This window comes from Actinomyces sp. Z5, assembly GCF_003287795.1.
Classification (GTDB): domain Bacteria; phylum Actinomycetota; class Actinomycetes; order Actinomycetales; family Actinomycetaceae; genus Actinomyces; species Actinomyces glycerinitolerans.
The window spans coordinates 38,004-59,238 of sequence record NZ_QMIN01000098.1; the positions used below are offsets into that span (position 1 = coordinate 38,004).

General features: G+C 66.7%; 18 protein-coding genes. 3 read left to right on the top strand and 15 right to left on the bottom strand.

Translation table 11 applies throughout. The features are described 5' to 3' along the window. Nucleotides 1-6: 6 nt before the first annotated feature. Entirely contained in the window at nt 7-981 is a 975-nt protein-coding gene (locus tag DRB06_RS13120) for an Fpg/Nei family DNA glycosylase (RefSeq protein WP_111820191.1), read from the bottom strand. A gap of 44 nt (nt 982-1,025) precedes the next feature. Beyond that, nucleotides 1,026-1,490: a ribose-5-phosphate isomerase gene (locus DRB06_RS13125; RefSeq protein WP_108968147.1), complete on the bottom strand. Its 465-nt coding sequence runs from the start codon at nt 1,488-1,490 to the stop codon at nt 1,026-1,028. A gap of 86 nt (nt 1,491-1,576) precedes the next feature. Here DRB06_RS13125 and DRB06_RS13130 point away from each other — a divergent pair, with 86 nt between their 5' ends. The 3 genes from DRB06_RS13130 (at nt 1,577) to DRB06_RS13140 (ending at nt 6,225) form a co-directional block, all read left to right on the top strand. After that, nucleotides 1,577-3,703, top strand: a complete 2,127-nt coding sequence (locus DRB06_RS13130) for a M13 family metallopeptidase (RefSeq protein ID WP_108968149.1) — start codon at nt 1,577-1,579, stop codon at nt 3,701-3,703. Nucleotides 3,704-4,156: 453 nt separating this feature from the next. Continuing rightward, nucleotides 4,157-5,116: a hypothetical protein gene (locus DRB06_RS13135; protein WP_111820192.1), complete on the top strand. Its 960-nt coding sequence runs from the start codon at nt 4,157-4,159 to the stop codon at nt 5,114-5,116. 23 nt (nt 5,117-5,139) lie between these two features. After that, nucleotides 5,140-6,225: an LCP family protein gene (locus tag DRB06_RS13140; protein WP_111820193.1), complete on the top strand. Its 1,086-nt coding sequence runs from the start codon at nt 5,140-5,142 to the stop codon at nt 6,223-6,225. Nucleotides 6,226-6,362: 137 nt separating this feature from the next. Here DRB06_RS13140 and DRB06_RS13145 read toward each other — a convergent pair whose 3' ends face one another. The 13 genes from DRB06_RS13145 to DRB06_RS13205 all read right to left on the bottom strand — a co-directional run bounded on the left by DRB06_RS13145 (nt 6,363) and on the right by DRB06_RS13205 (nt 21,188). Further along, nucleotides 6,363-7,466, bottom strand: a complete 1,104-nt coding sequence (locus DRB06_RS13145; protein WP_111820194.1) for a glycerate kinase — start codon at nt 7,464-7,466, stop codon at nt 6,363-6,365. Nucleotides 7,467-7,510: 44 nt separating this feature from the next. Further along, nucleotides 7,511-8,515, bottom strand: coding sequence for a D-glycerate dehydrogenase (locus DRB06_RS13150; protein WP_111820195.1), 1,005 nt, complete (start codon nt 8,513-8,515; stop codon nt 7,511-7,513). Between the two features lie 51 nt (nt 8,516-8,566). After that, the gene (locus tag DRB06_RS13155) at nt 8,567-10,027 is read right to left on the bottom strand and encodes an FGGY-family carbohydrate kinase (protein ID WP_111820196.1); all 1,461 of its coding nucleotides are present in this window, start codon (nt 10,025-10,027) and stop codon (nt 8,567-8,569) included. Nucleotides 10,028-10,070: 43 nt separating this feature from the next. After that, nucleotides 10,071-10,898 (bottom strand): class I fructose-bisphosphate aldolase, encoded by an 828-nt coding sequence (locus DRB06_RS13160; RefSeq protein ID WP_073328666.1) that lies wholly within the window; start codon nt 10,896-10,898, stop codon nt 10,071-10,073. A gap of 143 nt (nt 10,899-11,041) precedes the next feature. After that, nucleotides 11,042-12,109, bottom strand: a complete 1,068-nt coding sequence (locus DRB06_RS13165) for an alcohol dehydrogenase catalytic domain-containing protein (protein ID WP_199912497.1) — start codon at nt 12,107-12,109, stop codon at nt 11,042-11,044. Beyond that, nucleotides 12,106-12,963, bottom strand: a complete 858-nt coding sequence (locus DRB06_RS13170; RefSeq protein ID WP_159097685.1) for a DeoR/GlpR family DNA-binding transcription regulator — start codon at nt 12,961-12,963, stop codon at nt 12,106-12,108. Before DRB06_RS13170 ends, DRB06_RS13165 begins: the two co-directional genes overlap by 4 nt. Nucleotides 12,964-13,126: 163 nt before the next feature. Further along, the gene (locus tag DRB06_RS13175; protein WP_073328661.1) at nt 13,127-14,452 is read right to left on the bottom strand and encodes an MFS transporter; all 1,326 of its coding nucleotides are present in this window, start codon (nt 14,450-14,452) and stop codon (nt 13,127-13,129) included. A 178-nt stretch (nt 14,453-14,630) separates the two neighbouring features. After that, nucleotides 14,631-15,566: a ribokinase gene (locus DRB06_RS13180; RefSeq protein ID WP_111820197.1), complete on the bottom strand. Its 936-nt coding sequence runs from the start codon at nt 15,564-15,566 to the stop codon at nt 14,631-14,633. Beyond that, nucleotides 15,563-16,504, bottom strand: coding sequence for a sugar phosphate isomerase/epimerase (locus tag DRB06_RS13185; protein ID WP_111820198.1), 942 nt, complete (start codon nt 16,502-16,504; stop codon nt 15,563-15,565). The genes DRB06_RS13180 and DRB06_RS13185 overlap by 4 nt, the downstream gene beginning before the upstream one ends. An 86-nt stretch (nt 16,505-16,590) precedes the next feature. Then, on the bottom strand, nt 16,591-17,472 hold the full coding sequence (locus DRB06_RS13190) for an amidohydrolase (RefSeq protein ID WP_111820199.1): 882 nt from the start codon (nt 17,470-17,472) through the stop codon (nt 16,591-16,593). Then, a complete protein-coding gene (locus tag DRB06_RS13195) occupies nt 17,465-18,598 on the bottom strand; it encodes an ABC transporter permease (RefSeq protein ID WP_073328654.1) in 1,134 nt (377 codons plus the stop codon). The genes DRB06_RS13190 and DRB06_RS13195 overlap by 8 nt, the downstream gene beginning before the upstream one ends. Beyond that, a complete protein-coding gene (locus DRB06_RS13200) occupies nt 18,582-20,090 on the bottom strand; it encodes a sugar ABC transporter ATP-binding protein (protein WP_073328651.1) in 1,509 nt (502 codons plus the stop codon). The genes DRB06_RS13195 and DRB06_RS13200 overlap by 17 nt, the downstream gene beginning before the upstream one ends. Nucleotides 20,091-20,114: 24 nt before the next feature. Further along, on the bottom strand, nt 20,115-21,188 hold the full coding sequence (locus DRB06_RS13205) for a substrate-binding domain-containing protein (RefSeq protein ID WP_111820200.1): 1,074 nt from the start codon (nt 21,186-21,188) through the stop codon (nt 20,115-20,117). Nucleotides 21,189-21,235 lie beyond the last annotated feature (47 nt).

Here is a 21,235-nt window from a genome sequence, read left to right on the forward strand (position 1 = left end):
TCACGGTCAGTAGGCCTGGCAGGTGGGGCACCAGAACAGGCGCCGCCCGCCAACCTCCCGCTCGGCAATGCGAGTGCCGCAGCGCAGGCAGGGCCGCAGCGCGCGGTGGTAGACGTACCAGCGCCCGGCCTCCGCGTCACCCTCGGGCAACGGCTCGGGCGCCTCCGCGGCGTCGACCGTGGTGATGAAACCTGTGGCGACCCCGTATTCCATGAGCGGCACCAGGTCGTCCCAAATCTCCTGCAGCCGCTTGGCGCTGATCCGCTTGCCCTGTCGGAATGGGGACAGCCCCACCCGGAACAGGACCTCGGCGCGGTAGATATTGCCAACCCCGGCCAGAATCGATTGATCCATGAGTAGCTCGCCGATGGTGCGCTTGCGGCGGCGAACACCGGTGATGAAGTCCTTGGGGTCGGCATCCGGGCGCAGCGGGTCCGGCCCCAGGCGACGGCGCACCGCGGCCACGCCGTCGGCATCCAGCAACTCGCAGGCGGTCGGGCCGGTCAGGTCCGCCACCCCATGCTCCCCGGCGAGCCGCAGCCGGACGGCACCGCGGGGCTCGGGCGGGGCCCACTGTCCGGGCGCGGCGGGAGCCGGCTCCTGCCCGTCTAGGCCGGACAACGCGGAACCGCCGCCGTGGGCGAGGGCGTGCTCGCCCCGCTCCCCCACTCTGCGGCGGGGCGCGCCAATGGAATGGGGCGCGGTGAAGGCGCTGTCGCCGGCGAAGGTCCACGAGCCGTACAGGCCCAGATGGATGCGCACCCAGGTCACGTCCGGGGCGTCCTGGGGCAGGTCGGGAGCCGGGGCGAAGGGCAGGAACAACTGCTTGCCGTGCGCCTGCGCGCCCAGGAGTATCTGCCCGTTCAGGCGGGCGGCTCCGGCGGCGAAGCGCCCCTGCGGCGAGGACACCTCCAGGCGCTGGCCGCCGTACAACTCGGTGAGGGCGTCGGCGAGGCGGTGGACGGTGTGACCTTCGGGCATACCGGGAACGCTACACGCTGGTTAAGGCGCCGCAGCGGTTGGTCTCAATCCTGGGGATGGCTGCGGCGCGCCTCGTAGGCGGCCATCTGGTCGATACGGTTCTGGTGGCGCTGGTCGCCGCTGAAGGGCTCGGCGATGAAGGCGTCCAGGATCCGCACCGCCTCGTCGGTGCTGTGCATGCGGGCGCCCAGCCCGGCCACATTGGCGTCGTTGTGCTGACGGGCGAGCCGCGCGACCTCCTCGTTCCACACGAGCGCGGCGCGCACGCCGTCGACGAGGTTGGCGGCGATCTGCTCGCCATTGCCGGAGCCACCGAGTACCACGCCCAGGCTGCCCGGGTCGGCCACCACCGCCTCGGCGCAGGCGATGCAGAACTCCGGGTAGTCGTCCATGCGGTCGTAGACGTAGCAGCCGTGGTCGACGACCTCGTGTCCGGCCTGTCGCCAGTGGTCCACGAGAATGCCCTTGAGCTCGAATCCGGCGTGGTCGGTACCGATGTGAATGCGCATAAGGAGATTGTGCCCCACGCGAACAGCTCCGACGCCCTCAGCTAGCGAATACGGGCGGATGTGCAACCGCGGGCTAGCGTTGCGCCATGACTGAACCGACTGCTTCCCCCGCCGGCGCCGACGCCCCGGCGGCGCCCGCCGACTCCGATGCCGCCGTGCTGGCGGGCGTGTACGAGATCGCCGCCGCCGACGCCTCCGTGCGGCCGCAGGACGACCTGTACCGCCACGTCAACGGGAGCTGGCTGAGCGGCACGCAGATCCCCGCCGACCGCCCGGCCACCGGCTCCTTCCTGGTGCTGCGCGACGCCGCCGAGGCCGCCTGCCGCGACATTCTCCAGGAGTTGGCAGACGCCCCGCACGACGACGTTCCCACCACCTCCGCGGGCAAGCTCGGCGCCCTGTACGCCGCCTTCCTCGATGAGGAGCACGTCGAGCAGCTCGGTGCCGGCCCGTTATCCCCCGAGCTGGAACCGGTCCTTGTGGCGGCGGACAAGGAGGCGCTTGCCCGCGCCCTGGGCGCGCACCTGGCCGCAGGTTTTGTCGGGCCGGTAGCCATCGACGTCGAGGTCGACCTGAACGACCCGGACCGCTACACCACCTGGATGGCTCAGTCGGGCCTGGGCCTGCCGGACGAGTCCTACTACCGGGAGGAGAACCGCGCCGAGATCCGCCAGGCGTACGTCGCCCACGTGGCGCGCATGCTGGAACTGGCGGGTCTGCCGGAGCAGTTGGGGGCCGGCGCGGACGCGCTCGCCGGACGCATCATGGCGTTGGAGACGGCGTTGGCCAAGGGGCACTGGGATGTGGTGGCCTGCCGCGACATTGAGAAGATCAACAACCCTACGACCTGGGATGACCTGACGGCTTCCGCACCCGCCTTCCCCTGGCGGATCTGGCGCGAGGGCGTGGCCGAGGCCGTCGCGGCCGCGGATGCGCCGCTGGGGACCCTGCTGGAGCACACGATCGTCGAGCAGCCCGACTACCTGGCGCACCTGGCGCAGGTGTGGCAGGACACGCCACTGGCGGACCTGCGCGCCTGGGCGGCCTGGCATGTGGTGCATGGCCGCGCCACCCTGCTGTCGAAGGACTTCGTGGAGGAGAACTTCGACTTCTACTCCCACAGGCTGCAGGGCGTGGACGAGCTGCGGGCCCGCTGGAAGCGCGGAGTGGGCCTGATCGAGGGAACGTTGGGGGAGGCGCTGGGCGAGCTGTACGTGGCCCGGCACTTCCCGCCCGCCCACAAGGCGCGCATGGAGCAGCTGGTCGCCCGCCTGATCGAGGCCTACCGCCAGTCGATCTCCGCCCTGGACTGGATGAGCCCGGCCACGCGCGAGCGCGCCCTGGAGAAGCTGTCCCTGTTCACGCCGAAGATCGGCTACCCGAGCAAGTGGCGCGACTACACCGCCGTCACGGTCACGCCCGGCGACGTCGTCGGCTCGGTGCGCTCGGTTGAGGCCTTCGAGCTGGCCCGCGCCCTGCGCAAACTGGGCGGCCCGGTGGACCGGGACGAATGGCACATGACCCCGCAGACGGTCAACGCCTACTACAACCCGACCATGAATGAGATCGTCTTCCCGGCGGCGATCCTGCAGCCGCCCTTCTTCGACCCGGACGCCGACGACGCCATCAACTACGCCGGCATCGGCGCCGTGATCGGTCACGAGATCGGCCACGGCTTCGACGACCAGGGCTCCACCTTCGACGGGCACGGCAAGGTGACCGACTGGTGGACCCAGGCCGACCGGGAGGCCTTCGAGGCCCGCACCCATGCGCTGATTGCCCAGTACGACGCCTACCGTCCGGCGGCGCTGGTGGCGCGGGCGCAGGCCGAGGGCAAGGACGGCGATGCCGTCCCCCATGTCAACGGGGAACTCACGATCGGGGAGAACATCGGCGACCTGGGCGGCTTGGGCATCGCTCTGAAGGCCTATGCGCTGGCCCTGGCCGACGCCGGCATCGGTTCGGTGGCCGAGGCGCCGGTGATCGACGGCCTCACCGGCCTGGAGCGCTTCTTCTACTCCTGGGCCCGCATTTGGCGTAACAAGAGCCGGGACGACTACGCCGAGCTGCTGCTGACGATCGACCCGCACTCCCCCGCGGAGTTCCGCTGCAACGGGATTGTGCGCAACGTGGATGCCTTCTACGAGGCCTTCAACGTCACCGATCACGATGCACTGTGGCTCCCGCCGGAGGAGCGCGTGAGCATCTGGTGAGGCGCCGGGCCGGGCGAGGCGGCGTGAGGCGAAGTCAGCCGGCCTGACGGGGCGGGGTACGCAGGCGCGGGGCCCGGATGGGCGGCTCTCCGCGCATTGGGGCGGGCCGACCCCGCAGGCGCAGGGGGTACCGCGCTTTTCCAGTTGGACCCCTGTCCCCCCGTTGGACCGCCGTATCCGCCGGTTACAGCGGTCCAACGGGGCGTGGGCGGTCCAAGCAGGGGCAGACGGTCCAAGTAGGGGCAGACGGTCCAACGCCCAAACGCGAAACGCCAGACTCACCGGGCCTTAGGTCCCAGCTATGAGACTGATGTGACACCTGTTGCACCATATGGAAGCGGGATCACAAAGAGATCACACGAAAGGGACTTGTCTTCAAACCGAGATCAAGGAAGGCTTGGCTGGGTCCGGCGCTCCCCGCGCCGCACCTCGTCTATCCCATCTGGAGGATTCATGCGTCTCGGACGCCCCATCACCGCCATCGGTGCCGCCGCGCTCGTTGCCGCCGGCGTCGTCGTATCGACCCCGGCATTCGCCTACACCACCGATGACGGCTTCACGCTCGACGCCCCCGACAGCCGCGTCGTCGACCCCAACTCGTCCATCACCGTGACCGGCTCTGGCTGCGGCAACTCGGAGAACCCCGGGAAGGTGGCCGTCGCCCTCACCAACGACGTGAACGGCTCCACCTACTCCACGCCCGTCACGGTTGACCCCGGCACCGACGGCACCTGGACCGCCACCGTGGACCTGTCCACCGCCGTCGCCGAGGTCGGTGGCGACCCCAACGAAGACCCCTGGTACGTGGCCGCTCAGTGCCTCAGCTACAACGGTGACGAGAGCGACACGGCCGGCGAGCGGATCATCCTGGACGGCACCGACTTCTCCGGCAATTACACGATCAGTGGTGCGGCCGGATCCCAGACCTTCGAGATCACGGCCTCCGGCCTGACCCCGGGCGAGACCGCCACCGCCACCCTGATCCGCCAGGCCGACGCCGAGTCGGCCGACGCCACCCCCGTGGCCACCATCGGCTCCGGCACCGTTGACGCCGATGGCAACTTCAACGGCACCTTCCCCGCCCCCTCCGTCCCCGACGGAACCTATGTGATGCGCCTGACCGGCTCCCGCTACGGCGAGGGCGGCGACTCCACCTCCCTGATCACCGTCACGAACGGCGCGTACAACCTCGCCGCCCGCGACAACAACTCCGACGACACCGCCATCACCCAGAACGACCCCACCACGACGACGGCGGACAACACCTCCGCGACCGTGGCGGTCGCCGTTCCGGCCAAGGCCTCCAGCAAGCAGCTGGCCAAGACCGGTGGTGAGGGCCTGGTCCCGGCCATTCTCGCGGCCGGCCTGCTCGCCTCCGGCGCCGTGCTGCTGCGCACCCGCCGTCACGCCTGATTGCTGACTAGTCTGCCCGGGTGATGACCTCCTCGGAGAACTCGCCCACAACGGTCGGCTTCCTCGCCCGCGCCCACCAGGCACTTTCCGCCTGGTGGGCGCGGGCGCGTGCATGGGGACGCAGGCACCCGCTGCGCGCCGCCATCTGCGCCGTTCTCGCCGTGCTGCTGGTTCTCGGAGTGGGAGACCTCGGTCTGCTGTGGACCCGCCTGGACCGCTTCGACGTCGATCTGCCCGGCAGTGCCTCCGGCGGTGCCACCGCTGCGGGGGATACGGCGGAGACCTGGCTGGTTATCGGCACCGACTCGCGCACCGATCTGCCCGACGGACCCGCCCGCTACGGCGGCGTCGAGGAGGTGGGCGACGGGGCGCGCGCCGACGTCGTCGCGCTGGTGCAGCCGACCGCCTCCGGCTTGAACGTGCTGGTACTGCCGCGTGACCTGACCGTGGCGCAGGGGCAGCTGTTCGACGAGCGCCTGACCACGTCCTTCCTGCAGGGCGCCCAATACACGGTCGATGCCCTGTGCACCGCCTACGGTGTGGCAGCCGACCACGTGGTCACGGTCGACATGGCCCAGTTCGCGGACATCGTCGACGCCCTGGGCGGGGTTGAGGTCGAGGTCGATGAGCCCGTACGCGACGCCTACTCCGGGCTCCAGATAGATGCCGCGGGCACGCAGCGCCTCAACGGTGTGGACGCCCTGGCGCTGGTGCGGTCGCGCCACCCGGAGGTCCTTCGCGATGGGCGGTGGGTGGCGCTGTCCGAGCAGGAGGGTGCCGAGCGGCGCAGCCGCTTCACCGGCGTCGTCATGCGCGCCGTACTGGCGGGGATATTGGAGCGGGCACACAACCCCCTGGCGATGCAGTCACTCGCCTGGACCCTGACCGGAGACCTCGGGGCCGATTCCGGCACCGGGCTGCTCGACCTGGCGCGCCTGGCCCGCACCGTGCGCAGCAGCACGGGTACGGATGCGGCCGACGGGGTGAACCTGGTGACCGTCCCCGCGGGGCCGGTCGGGGACGGCTTCACCGCGCCCCCGACCGACGAGACCTATGCGACCCTGGCGGAATACGGATACACGCCGGGGGCATGCACTCCCGCCGACTAACTCGCCGCGATCACTAGAAGTTACGCACCGCCGCTTTACGACCCCCGGGGCTGATTTACGACCCCGGGGTGGTCGTGAAACGGACCCCAGGGTCGTAAATCGACGACGGGTCGCTGTCCCCGCACCTACTACTGGGGTCAACGCCGCAGGTAGTCGCCGACGGCGCGACGCAGGTTGTCCGGGCCGTGGCGCAACGCCTGTTCCAGGGGCTCGTCGGGGGAACCGACCTTCACCAAGTCGCGCACCCCGTGTTCGAGCAGGTTTTCGGCCCCGGCCTTGATGCGCCCGGCGAAGACGACGCAGGGCACGCCCGCCCCTGCGGCGAGGCGGGCGACCCCGGCGGGCGTCTTGCCCGCCAGGGTCTGGGCGTCCACGGACCCCTCCCCCGTCAGCACCAGGTCCGCCCCGACGACGGCGTCGGCGAGGCCGACCGCCTGGGCCACCAGCTCAACTCCGGGCTCGAGCTCCGCGCCGAGGAAGACCCGCAGGGCGAAGCCGAGCCCGCCTGCGGCTCCCGCCCCGGGCGTGTCCGCCTCCGGCTCGTGGCCGGATACCCGGGCGACGTGGGCCAGGGCATGGTCCAGAATCGGCACCATCTCGGAGGTGACGCCCTTCTGCGGCCCGAACACGGCGGTGGCGCCGGTAGGGCCGGTGAGCGGGTTGGTCACGTCGCAGGCGACCTGGAAGCGGGTCTCGGCCAGCTGCGGGACGAGCCCGGAGGTGTCGATCTCGGCGATCCGCTCGAACCGCCCCGGATAAGGAGCGATCTGCGCTCCGTGTTCGTCCCGCAGCCCGGCTCCGAGGGTGGTGAGCATGCCCAGGCCGGCGTCGTTGGTGGCCGAACCGCCGATGCCCAGGATGATGCGTCGCGCCCCGCGGCCCACGGCGTCCCTGATGAGCACTCCCAGCCCGGCGGTGTTGGAGTGCAGGACGTCGCGGTCGGCGGGGGCGATGAGCTCCAGGCCGGCGCAGCTGGCCACGTCCATGACGGCGCGATCACCGTCGAGCCCGTAGGCGGCGCGGATGGGCCGGCCCAGGGCGTCGACGGTGGACACCTCCACGAGCTCGGCACCCCAGGCGGCGGTGACCGCGTCCACGAAGCCCTCCCCGCCGTCGGACATCGGCACCATGACCGTCTCGGCGTCGGGATACACGTCGAGGACGCCGCGACGCATCGCCTGTGCGGCCTCGCGTGCCGTCATGTTCTCCTTGAAGGAGTCGGGTGCCAGAACCAGTTTCATTGGGCTGCCCTTTCGGTCTCGTGTACGCGGTGCCCGCCGCCCGGTCACGACGCTTTGACCGGGGTGAGCGGCTCACGCCCGTCCAGCACGGCGAGGACATTGTCGACGGCGAGGCGGCACATGCGGTCGCGGGTCGCCTCACCGGCACTGGCGGTGTGCGGGGTGAGCACGACCTGTGGGCGGGCGATCAGTTCGGGGTTGACGCGCGGCTCGCCCTCGAAGGTGTCGATGGCGGCGCCGCGCAGGTGTCCGGAGTCGATCGCCTCGATCAGCGCCTGCTCGTCGACGATGCCGCCGCGGGCGCAGTTGACCAGGTAGGCGCCCGGCTTCATGAGAGCGAGCGTCTCGGCGTTGATCAGGTGCCGGGTTGAGGGCAGCAGCGGCACGTGCAGGGTGACCACGTCGGCGGTGGCCAGCAGCTCCTCCTGGGTGACGATTTCGACGCCGTCGACGCTGCTGCCGAGCTGCCGGGTCGCGTCGGTGGCGATGACGCGCATGTCGAAGGCACGCGCACGCCGGGCCACCGCGCGGCCGATGCGGCCCAGGCCGATGATGCCCAGGGTCGCGCCGGCGGAGATGTCCAGGCCGACGAACATGCGCGGCCCCCACACCCAGTCATTGCCCTCGCGGATGAACCGGTCGGCCTCGACGATGCGCCTGCCGAGCGCCAGGATGAGGGCGAAGGTGTGATCGGCGGTGGCGCCGTCCAGGACACCGGGCGTGTTGGTGACCGTGACCCCGTGACGGGCGGCGGCGTCCAGGTCGATGTTGTCGAAGCCGACGGCCACGTTGGCCACCACCTTCAGGCTCGGGCCGGCCGCGGTGAAGAACTCCTCGTCGATGCGCTCGGTGAGCGTGACAATGGCGGCGTCCTTCCCGGCCACCCGTTCCAAGAGCTCCGCCCGGGCGGGCGGCGCCTCCTGGCCGATGTCGAAGCCGAGCCCGGCGTGGGAGTCGAGCTCGCGGGTGACGGCGTCGGTCAGGAGCCGGGCGACGTACACGGACTTGGTCGGCTTCACAGCCTCCACACTATTTGTCGAAGTGGTCATGGAACTGCCTTTCGTGAGGGAATGACAAATGGAGTTGGGTGGTCGGAGCGGTCAGATCTCCGGCAGGGGTTCGCGTCCGGTCGCGTCGGTCCAGGAGGCGCGGAAGGCCTCCCAGCGGTCGTCGTTGATGGCCACCCAGTCCGGCCGGGGACTCACTCGCCGGGAGACGACCTCCGGCAGCACCGCGTCGGCGACCGTCGCACCGCACATGCCCGCCGCGCCGATGGCCGGCAGGTAGGACTCGTCCACCAGGTCTAGGTCGGCATCCAGGATGTCGGCGAGCATCTGGGGGAAGGCCTCGTCCGCCCCGAAGGCCCCGGTGACGTAGATGGAGCCCGAGCCCTTGGGCACGCAGGACCCGAGCACCATGCGGTCCACCAGCAGCACGCCGTCGACGATGCCGCGGGCCACCTGTGCGCGGCTGATCTCGCGGGTGATGTCCACCAGCCGGGCACAGGGCGCCTCGAACCACAGCGGCCCCCGCTCCCGCATGACATGCGGAATGAAGAACGGGGCGGTGACCGCGTCCTCGCGGGAGATGTCGTAGGCGGTGCGGATCATGCCGGCCACGCCGCCGTCGGCCTCGCCGAAGCCGGCCACCAGCGCACCGGTGGCCAGGGCGTCCCCACCGTTGGTAACCCCGTTGATCAGCCACTCGCCCGGCCGGTTGCCGCAGCGTTGCAGGGCGGTGGCGCGGGTGTCCGGAGCGGCCAGGCAGGAGTTGATCACGTGAGTGGTGCCCATGATGAAGAACGGCTTCGTGCCCGGCCTGGTCCCCAGGGCATAGGAGGCAGCCGGGGTGTCCGCCGAGCCGACCGACACGGGGATGCCGGCGGGCAGGCCGAAGTCGGCGGCCGCCTCCGGCGTGACCGTGCCGAGGATCTCCACCGCGTGCTTGACCGACGGCAGCGTGCCCGGATCGACCTCCAGCAGGTCGACCGTCTCCTGGATCCACCCCTGGGCCGGGTCCAGCGTGTTGAAGATGCCGGAGTAGGAGGCCTGCGTGGGGTCCAGAGCGGTCTTCCCGGTGAGCAGCGCGCCGAGCCACGTGCCGGCCATCCCGAAGGTGGCCATGCCCGCGAAGGCGTCGGTGTCATGGTTACGCAGATAGGGGTATGCCAGCGCCATGAAGGTCGACTGCGAGGGGTGGTTCCCGGTAGCCGCCAACGCCTGCGGCGAACGCTGATCCGAATACTGGTTGAAGTAGTAGCGCAGAATGTTGTTGTCCCACACCACCCCCAGCCCGCAGGCCTTGCCGGCGGCATCCAACGGAACGGCGACCGGGCAGTGGACGTCGATACCGACGCCGGCGGCGCCGGCAAGGACGGGTCCCAGATCGGCCAGCGCGCCGCGGATGGACTCCTCCCAGGCCCGGGGGTCAACGCGGCCCTGCACGGAGCGGGAGCGCGGGTGGGCGCAGCGGGCGCGCGCGATCACCTCCCCGCCGGCGTCGACGACGACGGCCTTGGTGGCCGAGGTCCCCAAATCGATTCCGACGAATGTGCTCATCATTGAACCTCCGTCTTCCTGTCGTCTTGGCTGACGTCGACCGCCGTCAGTCCAGCAGCTTGACGGCCTCGGACGGGGCGACGCCGTCGTGCACCACGGCCCGCAGGGCCCGGACCATCTTGGCGGGGTCCTCGGCCTGCCAGATGTTGCGCCCGCAGGTCATGCCCACGCCGCCGGCCTCCATCACCGCGGCGGCCTGTTCGAGGACGTTGATGGGCTTGGGAGCGGGGGCGCCACCGGCGGCGACCACGGGTGTGGGGACGGCGTCGACGACCTGCTTGAACTCCGCGGCGGAGCCGGTGTACCAGGTCTTGACGATGTCGGTGCCGCATTCGGCGGCGGCCCGGGCCGCGTATACCACTGACTCGGTGGAGCCCTTGCGATCGCCCCAGAGCTCACCGGAGGGGTAGGCGTGGCAGATGACCGGCATGCCCCACTTGTGAGCCTCCTCGGTGGTGGCAGACATCATCTCCAGCATGGCGACCTGGTTCTCCGAGCCCGCGGAGATACCGATGGCCAGGGCGTCGGCGCCCAGGCGGATGGCGTCGTGAACGGACGCGACGGTGGCGTCGTAGGTGGGGTGGAAGTCGACGCAGAAGGTCGATCCCTTGATGATCAGCGGGACGGTGATGTCGGTGTCCCACAGCAGGTGGCCGGCGATGCCCTTGAAGACGGTGAAGGCGTCGGGTCCGCCCTCGATGATCCGGTTGAAGGTGTTCTTGATATCGGCCAGGCGGGGTGCAACGCCGCGCGGGACCGCCTGGTCCAGGGCCACCGACATCATCCGGCCGTCCGTGCCGAGCAGGCGGCGCATACGCAGCTGGCGTCCCAGGGCGGGAGTGGTGCCGACGGGGTTGATGGAGTAGACGGACATGGTTTTCTCCTTGTTGTCATGTGACCCGGCCCTGCGCCGGGCCACTTGGGTGAAGTTGAGTAGTGAGTCGAAAAAGGGTGCGTTGACCGGGACTCGCGTCGTGAACGCGAGTCGGAGGGGTGGTTGAGAAGAGTCGCCGGGCGTTAGGCCCAGACGTCGACGCCGACGCGCATGTCGGCACCGGAGGCGGCCAGATCAATGGCCTCCGTGGCCCGATCGAGCGGCAGCTGAGTGCCGATCAGATCGGCCACCTTCAGCCGACCGTCATTGATCATTGGGGCGACCTGCTGGAAGTTCTCCAGACGGCAGGAGGATGCGCCCACGATCTCGTACTCGTTGTAGTGGATGTCGTTGGCGACGAACTCGAGCTTGGCCTCGGAGTTGAAGCCGGCGAACACCGAGATGCGAGCTCCCGGAGCCAGTAATCCGAGGTAGGGGGTCATGGCCTCGGGACGGCCGATGGCCATGATCACCACGTCGATGCCGTCGGGGGCGAAGTCCCGGATGCGGTCGGCGATGTCGTCCGACGGCGCGAGCACCAGGTCCGCCCCGGAGGCGCGGGCGATGTCGTGGCGGGCCTGGTTGGGCTCGACGGAGATGACCTGGCGCACGCCCTGCGCCTTGGCCAGGCGGATGTGGATCAGGCCGAGCGGCCCCGCCCCGGCCACCAGCACCGTGTCGGCCCCGGCCACCTTGGCCAGGTTCTGGCCGTTCAAGGCGCACGAGACGGGCTCGACGATGGCAGCCTCCCTGGGGGAGACGTTGTTGATCGGGATCAGGTTCTCGCGCGCCTGGGCGGGGACCCGCACATACTGGGAGAGCCCGCCGTCGAGCTGGTAGCCGAAGGCGACGCGGTTGCGGCAAATGTTGGGGTGCCCCTTGGAGCAGGCCGAGCAGGTCCCGCACGGGACGAGCGGGTAGACACAGACCTGGTCGCCCATGGACACGCCCTCAGGCAGCTCGCCGTTCACGGCTACCACTTCTCCGGCGAACTCGTGCCCGAGTGTGGAGGGCAGAGTCACGTTGCGGGTCTTTCGACCGGTGTAGATGCGGACATCCGTGCCGCATAGAAGGGCCCCGGTGACCTTGAGCAGGACGTCCCCCGGCGCAAGTTCGGGGATCGGCACCTGCTCAATCCGCATGTCGTTGGGGGCGTGCAGTACCGCCTTCCTCATGGTGGCGTTCAAGTCGACGGTCGTGTTGACAGTCATGATTGTTCCTTAGGATTACGTGAGTCTTTGGGGATCTGCTCGCCGGCGAGCAGAATGGTGGTGGCGCCGTGTTCCTCGAGCGCGTCGAGCTGTTCCTGAGTCGCACCGGCGTCGGTGATCAGCGCCCATTCATGGGGCAGAGGCGACCAGTAGGGGTAATCGTTCGCGTCGTCGAGCTTGGAGGAATCGGCGATGACATAGACCTGGGCGGCCTGCCGGAGCATCATCGACTTCAGCCGTGACTGGTCGTAGGTTCGCGAGGCGATGCCGCGTTCGGTGTTGACGGCGTCGGCGCCGACGAAGGCGATGTTTCCGTAAATACGGGACAGTGTCATCTCGGCGTCACCGCCGCAGATCGTCTCGTTGATGCCGCGCAGATTGCCGCCGAGGACCAGCACGTGAACGCGCTCCTGACCTACCAACCGGTTGATGCAGCGCAACCCGTTGGTGACCACGGTGAGTTCGAAGCGGTTGTCGATGGCGGCGGCAATGCGTTCCGCGGTAGAGCCGGCATCGAGGATCACCAGGTCGCCGTCGTGCAGCAGAGACACCGCGACTTGAGCGATCGCCTCCTTCTCGACGACGTTGGAGACCTCCCGCTGCGCCATGGTCATTTCCCGCCGCCCCGGGGCCAGCGAGGCGCCCCCATAGGTACGGGAAATGACCTCGTCCTTCTCCAGTAGGGCCAAGTCCCGACGGATCGTGACTACGGAGACGTCCAACGCCTCGGCGAGCTCGTTCACCGACGCGCGCTTGCCCGTACCCTCACCGAGCATTTCAACGAGCCGGGCTCGCCGCCGATCCCCCTTGGTGCGGGGCTCGGCAGTCGCATTCGAACGAACGGTGATGGCCATGGTGTCTCCCTGGTCGTTTAAGACGGTCTCTAGGCGCATCGTCCCACCTCCCTTCGTCGTTGTCGTTCGTTCGTGTCGTGTGCCGCAATGGACTCGTGTGGAGCGCATCTCTCAACTGCGGGGCCGAGGTCCTTCTGCCCCCGGTACTCGTCTGTTGCTGCGCTTACACGGTGACCAAGTCCCTGGAGAAGTCGATCTGTTCGACCTTGGGAAGCATGAAGGCGAAGACCAGGGCGCCGAGGACGGATACCGCCCCGGACAACAGCAGCGGCAGGCCGAAGGCTCCGGTAGCCCCATACAGGAAGCCGATGACGATCGGGTTGAGCGCGGAGCCGATGTTGGAGAAGAAGTTCTGAGTGCCGCCCAGCACTCCGACGGTGGAGGCGGGGACGAAGTCAGCCGGTAGGCACCAGATGGTCACGATGGTGAAGGCCGAACCGAAGTAGGACACGGACATGAGCGCAAGCGCCAGTCCCGCTGTGGGGACGAAGGCCGCTCCACCGATCACGGCACACAGCAGCATGCCGACGACCAGGCAGGTCTTGCGGACCCTGGTGACACCCCAGCCGCGCTTGAGCAATGCGTCATTGATCAGACCACCGCTCCAAGAGCCGATGATGGAGCAGATCGGGGGAATCGCGCCGAAGGCTCCAAGCTTGAGCAGGTCGAAGCCACGCTCGTCCACAAGGTAGGTGGGGAACCAGGTGAGGAAGAAGGTCACCGCGAAGTTCACGCAGAAGAAGCCGATCATCATGGCCCACACGGCGCGCTTGCGCAGCAGGATGAGTACCGGGACGGCCTTCTCGGTACCGGCCGCAGCCGCTTCGCGCTCCTCCTCATCGCGCCCCTCGTTGATGATCGCCATCTCCTCCTCACCGATTGAGCCGACAAGCTCCGGGCGGCGATAGAGCGCCCACCAGCCGAGCGACCACAGGATCCCGAGCACGCCTGCGATCAAGAAGACCCACCGCCAGCCCCACAGGCCGATGATCCCGGCGATCACAGGAGTCGCGATGGCCGAGCCGATACGCGCGCCTGAGTCATAGACGGAGGTGGCGCGAGCACGCTCCCGCTGGGGGAACCAACGGGAGACGGTCTTTGCAGATGCCGGGTAGGCACCCGACTCACCGATACCGAGGCCGAGTCTCAGCCCGAACAGCATGGCGAAGCTGCTGACCAGGAAGGTGGCACCGGTGCACACCGACCACACGAACACCGACGCGCCGAACATGACGCGCTCGCCGAACTTGTCGATCAGTGAGCCCGCGGGGATCTGCATGATCGCGTACGACCAGGAGAAGGCGGACAGGATCAGGCCCTGTTCACCGGGCGTGATGTGGAAGTCCTTGGTCATATAGGGCAGCGACACCGAGATCGCAGAGCGATCGATGTAGTTGATGGCGAGCCCGATAGCACAGACGACGGCGACCACCCACCGCCAGTTGGTCTTGCCAGACCGGCGTACCGGTACTCCAGTTGAAGTCGTCATGGATACCTCCTTGTACCTCAAAAATGAGCGGTTCACTCACATAAGGAACCGTCGACGATCGGTTCGATCATTCCGACGACACCATCGTCGCCCAGCCCCGCCACCCGGTCAAGTCAGATCGATCGATTCGACCATCTTTTCGATCGATTCGATCATCACACACCGAGTTGCTTGGGACCTAAGTACTAGACGCTTCGAACACCTCGGACCCTGCAGGCATGCTCTCCTGCGCACCAGCACCCATGGTCGTGAGTGCGCCCGCTATGGTGGCGTACTTCAGGGCGGAGTCGATGTTCTGTCCTCGCACCAGCGCGGCACACATGGTCCCTACGAACGAGTCGCCGGCACCCGTGGTGTCCACAGCATTCACATGGTGCGCCGGAACCACCTTTTGTCCCTTCGCCCCCGCATACACGGAGCCCGCCCCGCCGAGGGTCACGATCACCTCAGGCGAGATCCGCCGAAGCCCGACGGCCAGCCGCTGCCACCCGGCGATGTCCCCCGGTGCATGCTCACATCCCGCGTATGCGAGTGCCTCCTCCTCGTTCACGATGAGGTACTGGAACAGACCATGCAGCTCGTCCCCGTACGGCACGTAGGGGGCGGCATTCAGAACCGCCGGAATGTGCATGTCACGCGCTCTTCGACCGACGGAGACGACGGAGTCCGCCGGGACCTCGTTCTGGGTGAGAACCAGCCCAGGTCGGGGAATGGCGGCGAACGCAGCGTCCACGTCCGCTGGTGTGAGCCGCGCGTTGGCACCGGAGATCACCGTGGATGAGACGGTCCCGTCTGGAGTGCAGTGGACGAATCCCAAGCCGGTTGCACAGCCGTTGATCTGCGTGACACGCAGGGCAACTCCTTCCGACTCCATCCGAGAGAGGTAATCGCGCCCCCGGTCGTCGGCGCCTACCGCGCCGACGAATGTCACCGGTACTCCCAGCCGACGTGCCTGGATCGCTTGGTTGGCGCCCTTACCGCCAAAACTCGTAACAGCGTCAGTTACACAGAGCGTCTGCCCGGGTCTGGGCAACTCGTCCACGTATACGGTGAAGTCCGTGTTAAGGCTTCCAACAACCAACACGCCACCTTCCATGGGAATTGCGTCGGTCATGATCCCCCACCCCTGCCCAGCAGTTCCAAGCGCAGCGCGGCGACCTGCAGCGCATCCTGGGACTCAGCGACCTCCTGGAAACGATCAGGCTCCTGCCTATCAAGCACCTCCAAGAGGGCATCAGTCGCGGCGACATTCGCCTGCAACTCGCCAGCAGCGTCCTCCCGCACGGGGAAGGTGTCAAAGTAGATCGGGGCCTGATAGCCGCCACGCCTGAGCCAGTGCAGAAGTTCTAGGGTCTCCCATGGGTGGACGGAACCCACGATCATCCCGTCGTCACTGCCCCCATACCCGTCGTTTAGATGGATTCCATACAGCCTTCCGTCCGCGAGCAGGAGCGCAGCAGCGTGTGCGGGATAGTCGCGTGCCATGATCATGTGACAGAAGTCCAGAGTCGCACCCACATTGGGCCGATCAATACACTGAAGCAGGTAGAGGACGAAGCCGCTACTTGGAATCATCGTGTGAACGCGCTCCTCATACGGCTTGTACTCGATGCTGAAGCGCATGTCCGGGTGCTCGTCCGCCAAGCGCTGATAGACGGAAACAAGGCGCTTGGTAGCCGTCACGAAGTCCTTTTGGAAGGCGTAGTCATAGCCGTCATATCCGAGCCACAGGGTGACCAGGTCACTGCCGAGGTCTCTGGCGGCCCGTACACCGGCACCTACCAGCTCATAGGCGTCGTCGGATATATTCGTATCCGGCCCGGTGAACTCTCCGGATCGGTACTTGCTGCGGAATCTCACAGCGATCGAGTTCAGCCGCAGTCCGTTGGCAGAAAGCGCCTCTTTGACGGCCCCGACGCCTCCGCCCACCAAGTGCTCGGGATAATTGAGATCCACATAGCCGACGCCGTCCACGCCGGCGATCGCAGCGAGCGCCTCCGGCACACTCATTCCCTGTTTGATGTATGAATTGATTCTGGCCGAGTACTGCATTCGACCCCTCCTATTCCGTCGGCGCCAAACGCCGAAACTGTTGGTGCTGTAAGACACGTGTAGTGTTGATCCGCGACGTCTCTCACCTATATGCGGTAGAAATCGGTCGCCGTGCCGGCGAACAACCGGCCTCGCTCTTCTCGGGTGAAGTCCGCCACCGTCGCATCAAAAGCCGCGTACAGAGTCGACATGTCGGAGTAGAGCGAGTCGACGGGGAAATTGCTGGCGAACATGGAACGCTCCACTCCGAATGCATCGATCGCGGTCAGAATCGGCTCCCTTATGGACGTCTTCGTCCAGTGGTGGTCGGTAGTTCCTAGGCCGGAGAGCTTGACCAACACGTTTTCGCGCCGAGCCAGATCACGCAGTCCACCGCCCCACCACCTCAAGTAGTCCGCGTCCCGACGGATCGGCATGCCGAGGTGGTCAAGGACTATCCGTGTGGAGGGGAAGGCGTCCGCCAGTCGTGCGGCATCGGACAGCTGCCCGGGGAATACCTGCAAGTCGAACGACATGCACAACGGTTCGAGCTGTGCGAAGTTATCCCGCCACACCGGCTCGTCCATGATGCCGTCGCGGGTACGGTGGGTGTAGTAGGGGTCAGGATCCCAGTTGAGGATGTCGCGTACCCCTCGGATAGTCGACAAGCTCGCATACCGTTCCAGAAGCGCCGGGGCAGCGGGATCCAACAGGTCGGCCTTGGCCACCTGCACGCTCCGACTGCCCGACAGCACATCGTTGATCCACTCCGCTTCACGCAGCGGCGAAGCGGCGCCGTTCTCTATCACCACGGAGGCGACCACCGGGATTCCGGCGCAGTCCGCTTGATAGTCCTCGATGAGGTAGTCACGGCGCAGCGGCGTATCATCGCCGTGATATCGCGGCATCGGCGGTCCACTCAACCAGGGATAGCCGTCGGCCAATCGACACAGGTGGTGGTGCGCATCCACCACGGGCACGTCAATCATGACCGGCTCCGGACGTCGTCGCCGTTTGACTGCCGTGCATCTCCGACTCCTGGGGTTCACTCGGCACCGGGCTGGACCGCTTGGGTCGCTTGGTGCCGCGTCTCATAGCCGGCCAGTTCTTTCCGACCTGGTCGAAGGTGACCGCGATTACGACTACCAGTCCGGTTACGATCTGTTCGTAGAAGCTCGGCACGCTCAGCAGCACTAGGCCGTTCGTCAGCGCCCCGAGAATCAGGGCACCGATGATCGTTCCACCGATCGAGCCCTCGCCACCCATGAGGTTTGCACCGCCGATCACTGAGGAGGCGATCGCCGTCATCTGGTAGGGGGCACCGGCCTCGGACTGCGCCGCCGAGATGCGGGCGACAACTACCATTCCCCCCAGTCCAGACAGTGTGCCGGCCAGGACGTAAACCCAGATCTTGACCCGCGCTACATTGACTCCGGAGAGCCAGGCAGTCTCCTCGCTGCCGCCCGTGGCAATGACATTCTGGCCGAACACGGTGCGCCGCAACAGGAACCAGCAAAGGATCGCACAAATGGCAACAGCCGCGACCGAGGTCGGTATTCCCATCACCCGAGAGTTCAAGATCATGACGAACGGCTTGGGAATGTTGTACACGGGAAGACCGTCGGTAACGACGTACGCCAAACCCTGAAATATCGACATGGTCCCCAATGTAGCGATGAACGGAGGCAGTCGAACGAGGGCGACCAATACGCCATTCACCAAGCCGCACAGAGCCCCAACAACGAGCCCTACCACGAAACCCAGATATGGGTTTAACCCCTGGTTAACCATCAGGGCCGCACTGACCATGCCCGACAGGCTCGCGATCGATCCGACCGACAGGTCGATGCCGCCGGTAATGATCACGAACGTCATGCCGAGCCCGATAAGGCCGTTGACACACGCTGAGATCGCGACATCGCGTAGATTGTCGAGCCCGAGGAACCTGGGATTCAGTATGCCGAATCCCAGATAGATCACCAGAGCGGCGATCGCGATGGTGAAGGTCTGCGCGTTGATGCGGGAGCGCCACGCCGTGGCTCTACTTCTTATGTTATTCATGTCCGTTCTCGTTCCATCGTCCATCCGGTCGGTCACGTCAGGCGGCAGCGTCATCGACGCCCACCGCAGCCGCGACGAGGTTCTGCTCATTGATGTTCTCTCCCGAGAACTCCGCGACCGCATGCCCCTCCTTCATGACGAGGGCGCGGTCACTCAGGGCGATGATCTCGGGCATATCGGAGGAGACAATGACCACTGCGCAACCCTGAAGCGTCAGCTCGTCAATGAGTGTGTAGATCTCGGCACGTCCTCCGACGTCGACGCCTTTTGTGGGCTCGTCGAACAGGAAGACGCGGGCGTTCGTGGTCAGCCACTTCCCGAGCACGATCTTCTGCTGGTTGCCGCCGGAGAAGTCCCGCGCCTTGGCCCGCACGTTCTTAGGTCTCAGGCCAACGGACGCGGACAGCTGTTCCGCTACCTTCGTCTGCTTACGCGGAGAGACCACTCCCATGCGGGAGCCCATAATCGGTCCGTTGGGAAGTGCAAAGTTCTCGTAAGCGGCCGTCAACAGGACCAGGCCCTGGTTCTTCCTATCCTCCGGGATGAACGCGATTCCCGCCCGTTTCGCATCCTGTGGATTACGAATGCGCAGAGGCTGCCCGGCGATCGCCACGTTAGCCTCCGTGCGGGGATCAGCACGGATGATGGCCCGCAGCAGCTCGGTACGACCGGAGCCGACGAGTCCGGAGATGCCCAGTACTTCTCCACCGCGCACGGTGAAGGACACCGGGCCGACCCCCCTCGGATGGGTGGCGGCGTCGACGGATAGCAGGATCGGGTTGCCGCGTAGGTCCCGCTTGGGGCGCTGGTAGTCGAGCAGCTCGCGCCCGACCATGGCTCGCACGATGTCACGTGAGGTCGTGTCCGAGATCTTCTCGTCGAAGCTCGCCCGCCCATCACGGAGTACCACCACACGATCGGAGATCTTCATGACCTCGTTCATCTTGTGAGAGACGAACAGGATGCCGATCTGCTTTTCGTGGGCAAGCTGTCTAACCCTATCAATGACGGCGGCGGCATTCTGTTCCACCATGGCGGTGGTGGGCTCGTCCAGAGCGACAATCTTGGCCCCGAAGGCGAAGGCCCGCGCGATCGTGAGTGCGTGACGTTCGGCCGGGCTCAATGTCCGCATCAGGCGGTTCCGGTCGAAGTCGAACCCCATACGCCGCACGTCTTCCATCGCTCCCGATACGGCGCCCGCCGCGGCTACGCGGGCGGCACGCCCGAGCCCGATGAGTATGTTCTGCTCCACGGTAAGCTGAGGGACGATGGCAGGTTCCTGGTGCGCGATGACGATGCCGTCATGCCGCGCAGACTCGGGCGTGTACTCGCTGCGGACCCGTCCTTCAATGGCGAGTTGTCCACTGTCTGGCCGTAGCGAACCACCGAGGATACGTAGGAAGGTGCTTTTACCGGCGCCATTCTCGCCAGCCAGAGTGAGGACCTCCCCGTGATGCAGCTCGAAGGATACGTCAGCGAGTGCGAGCACTCCCGGGAACTGTTTTCGGATTCCCTCAACCTTTAGGAGCGGTTCAGAAGAACGCATGATCTCTGCTCCGGATACGGTGGCTCACGGCATACCGGTCAGGTAGTCGTTCACGTTCGATTTGTCCACAACGAACGCCGGAACGTCGACGAACGCCGGCACCTTGTTGCCGGCAAGCAGCCACAGCGCCACCTTGACACCACTCGTTCCCTCGGTGGTGGGACGCTCGGAGACGGTCGCCGTGTATCCGTTGTCATTCGCGATCTCGGTCTTCGCCTGCGGGATGCCGTCGGTGCCTACGAGGATGACTTCACCCTGCTTACCCTTCTCCTGGATCGCTGACATGGCGCCCAGTGCCATGGTGTCGTTTTGACAGTAGATAGCCGTCAGATCCTCGTTGGCCGTCAACATGCCTGCCGCGGTGTCCTTGGCAAGAGCGGTATCCCACTTGGCCGTGGTCGATGCGACGAGTTCGATGTTCGGGTAGTCCGTCTTGAGCGTCTCCCGGAAGCCAGTTCCTCGATTCTGGGCATTCGAGGATCCCGGATCGCCCTCGATCATCGCGACCTTCCCGCCATCCGGCAGCTTCTCCGCGATGTACTGCGCAGCGGTGGCGCCGATGGTCGTCGCATCGGGCCCGACGTAAACCGTACCCGCGACGCTGCTGGCTGCATCGTTGAGGATGATGACGGGGATTCCCTGGGAGATAGCGCTCTCGAATACCGAGTCCAGAGCTGTAGCGGAGATCGGTGACGCCAAGATTGCCGAGCACCCTGACTTCATCGCCGACTGGGCCTTGTCCAGCTGCTCAGTGATCGATGCTTCGTCGTTGACTGCATAGGTCTGGTACTCGACGCCGTACTCCTGCGCCGTCTGTTCGAAGCCATCGCGTTCGTAACTCCAGTACTCGTTGGACAGCGTCCTGGTGATGTAGCACAGGCGGATGTCTGAGCTGCCCGTCGGTTCGCCGAGTTCACCCTCGATGTCCTCGATAGGCGTCTTGCCCTCCGCGTCCACCAGCGAGACGACATCCACACCAGCTCCACCACCGGAGGCTCCGGATCCGCCCCCGTCAGCGGGGGTGCAGGCCGCGAGCAGGCCCATCGACACGGCCGCCGCACACAGAGCGGCTAGCGGTTTGGATCGAAGATTGTTCATGTCACCACAACTTCCTCATTGAAGGCGCTCCGCTCCGATGCGGTCTG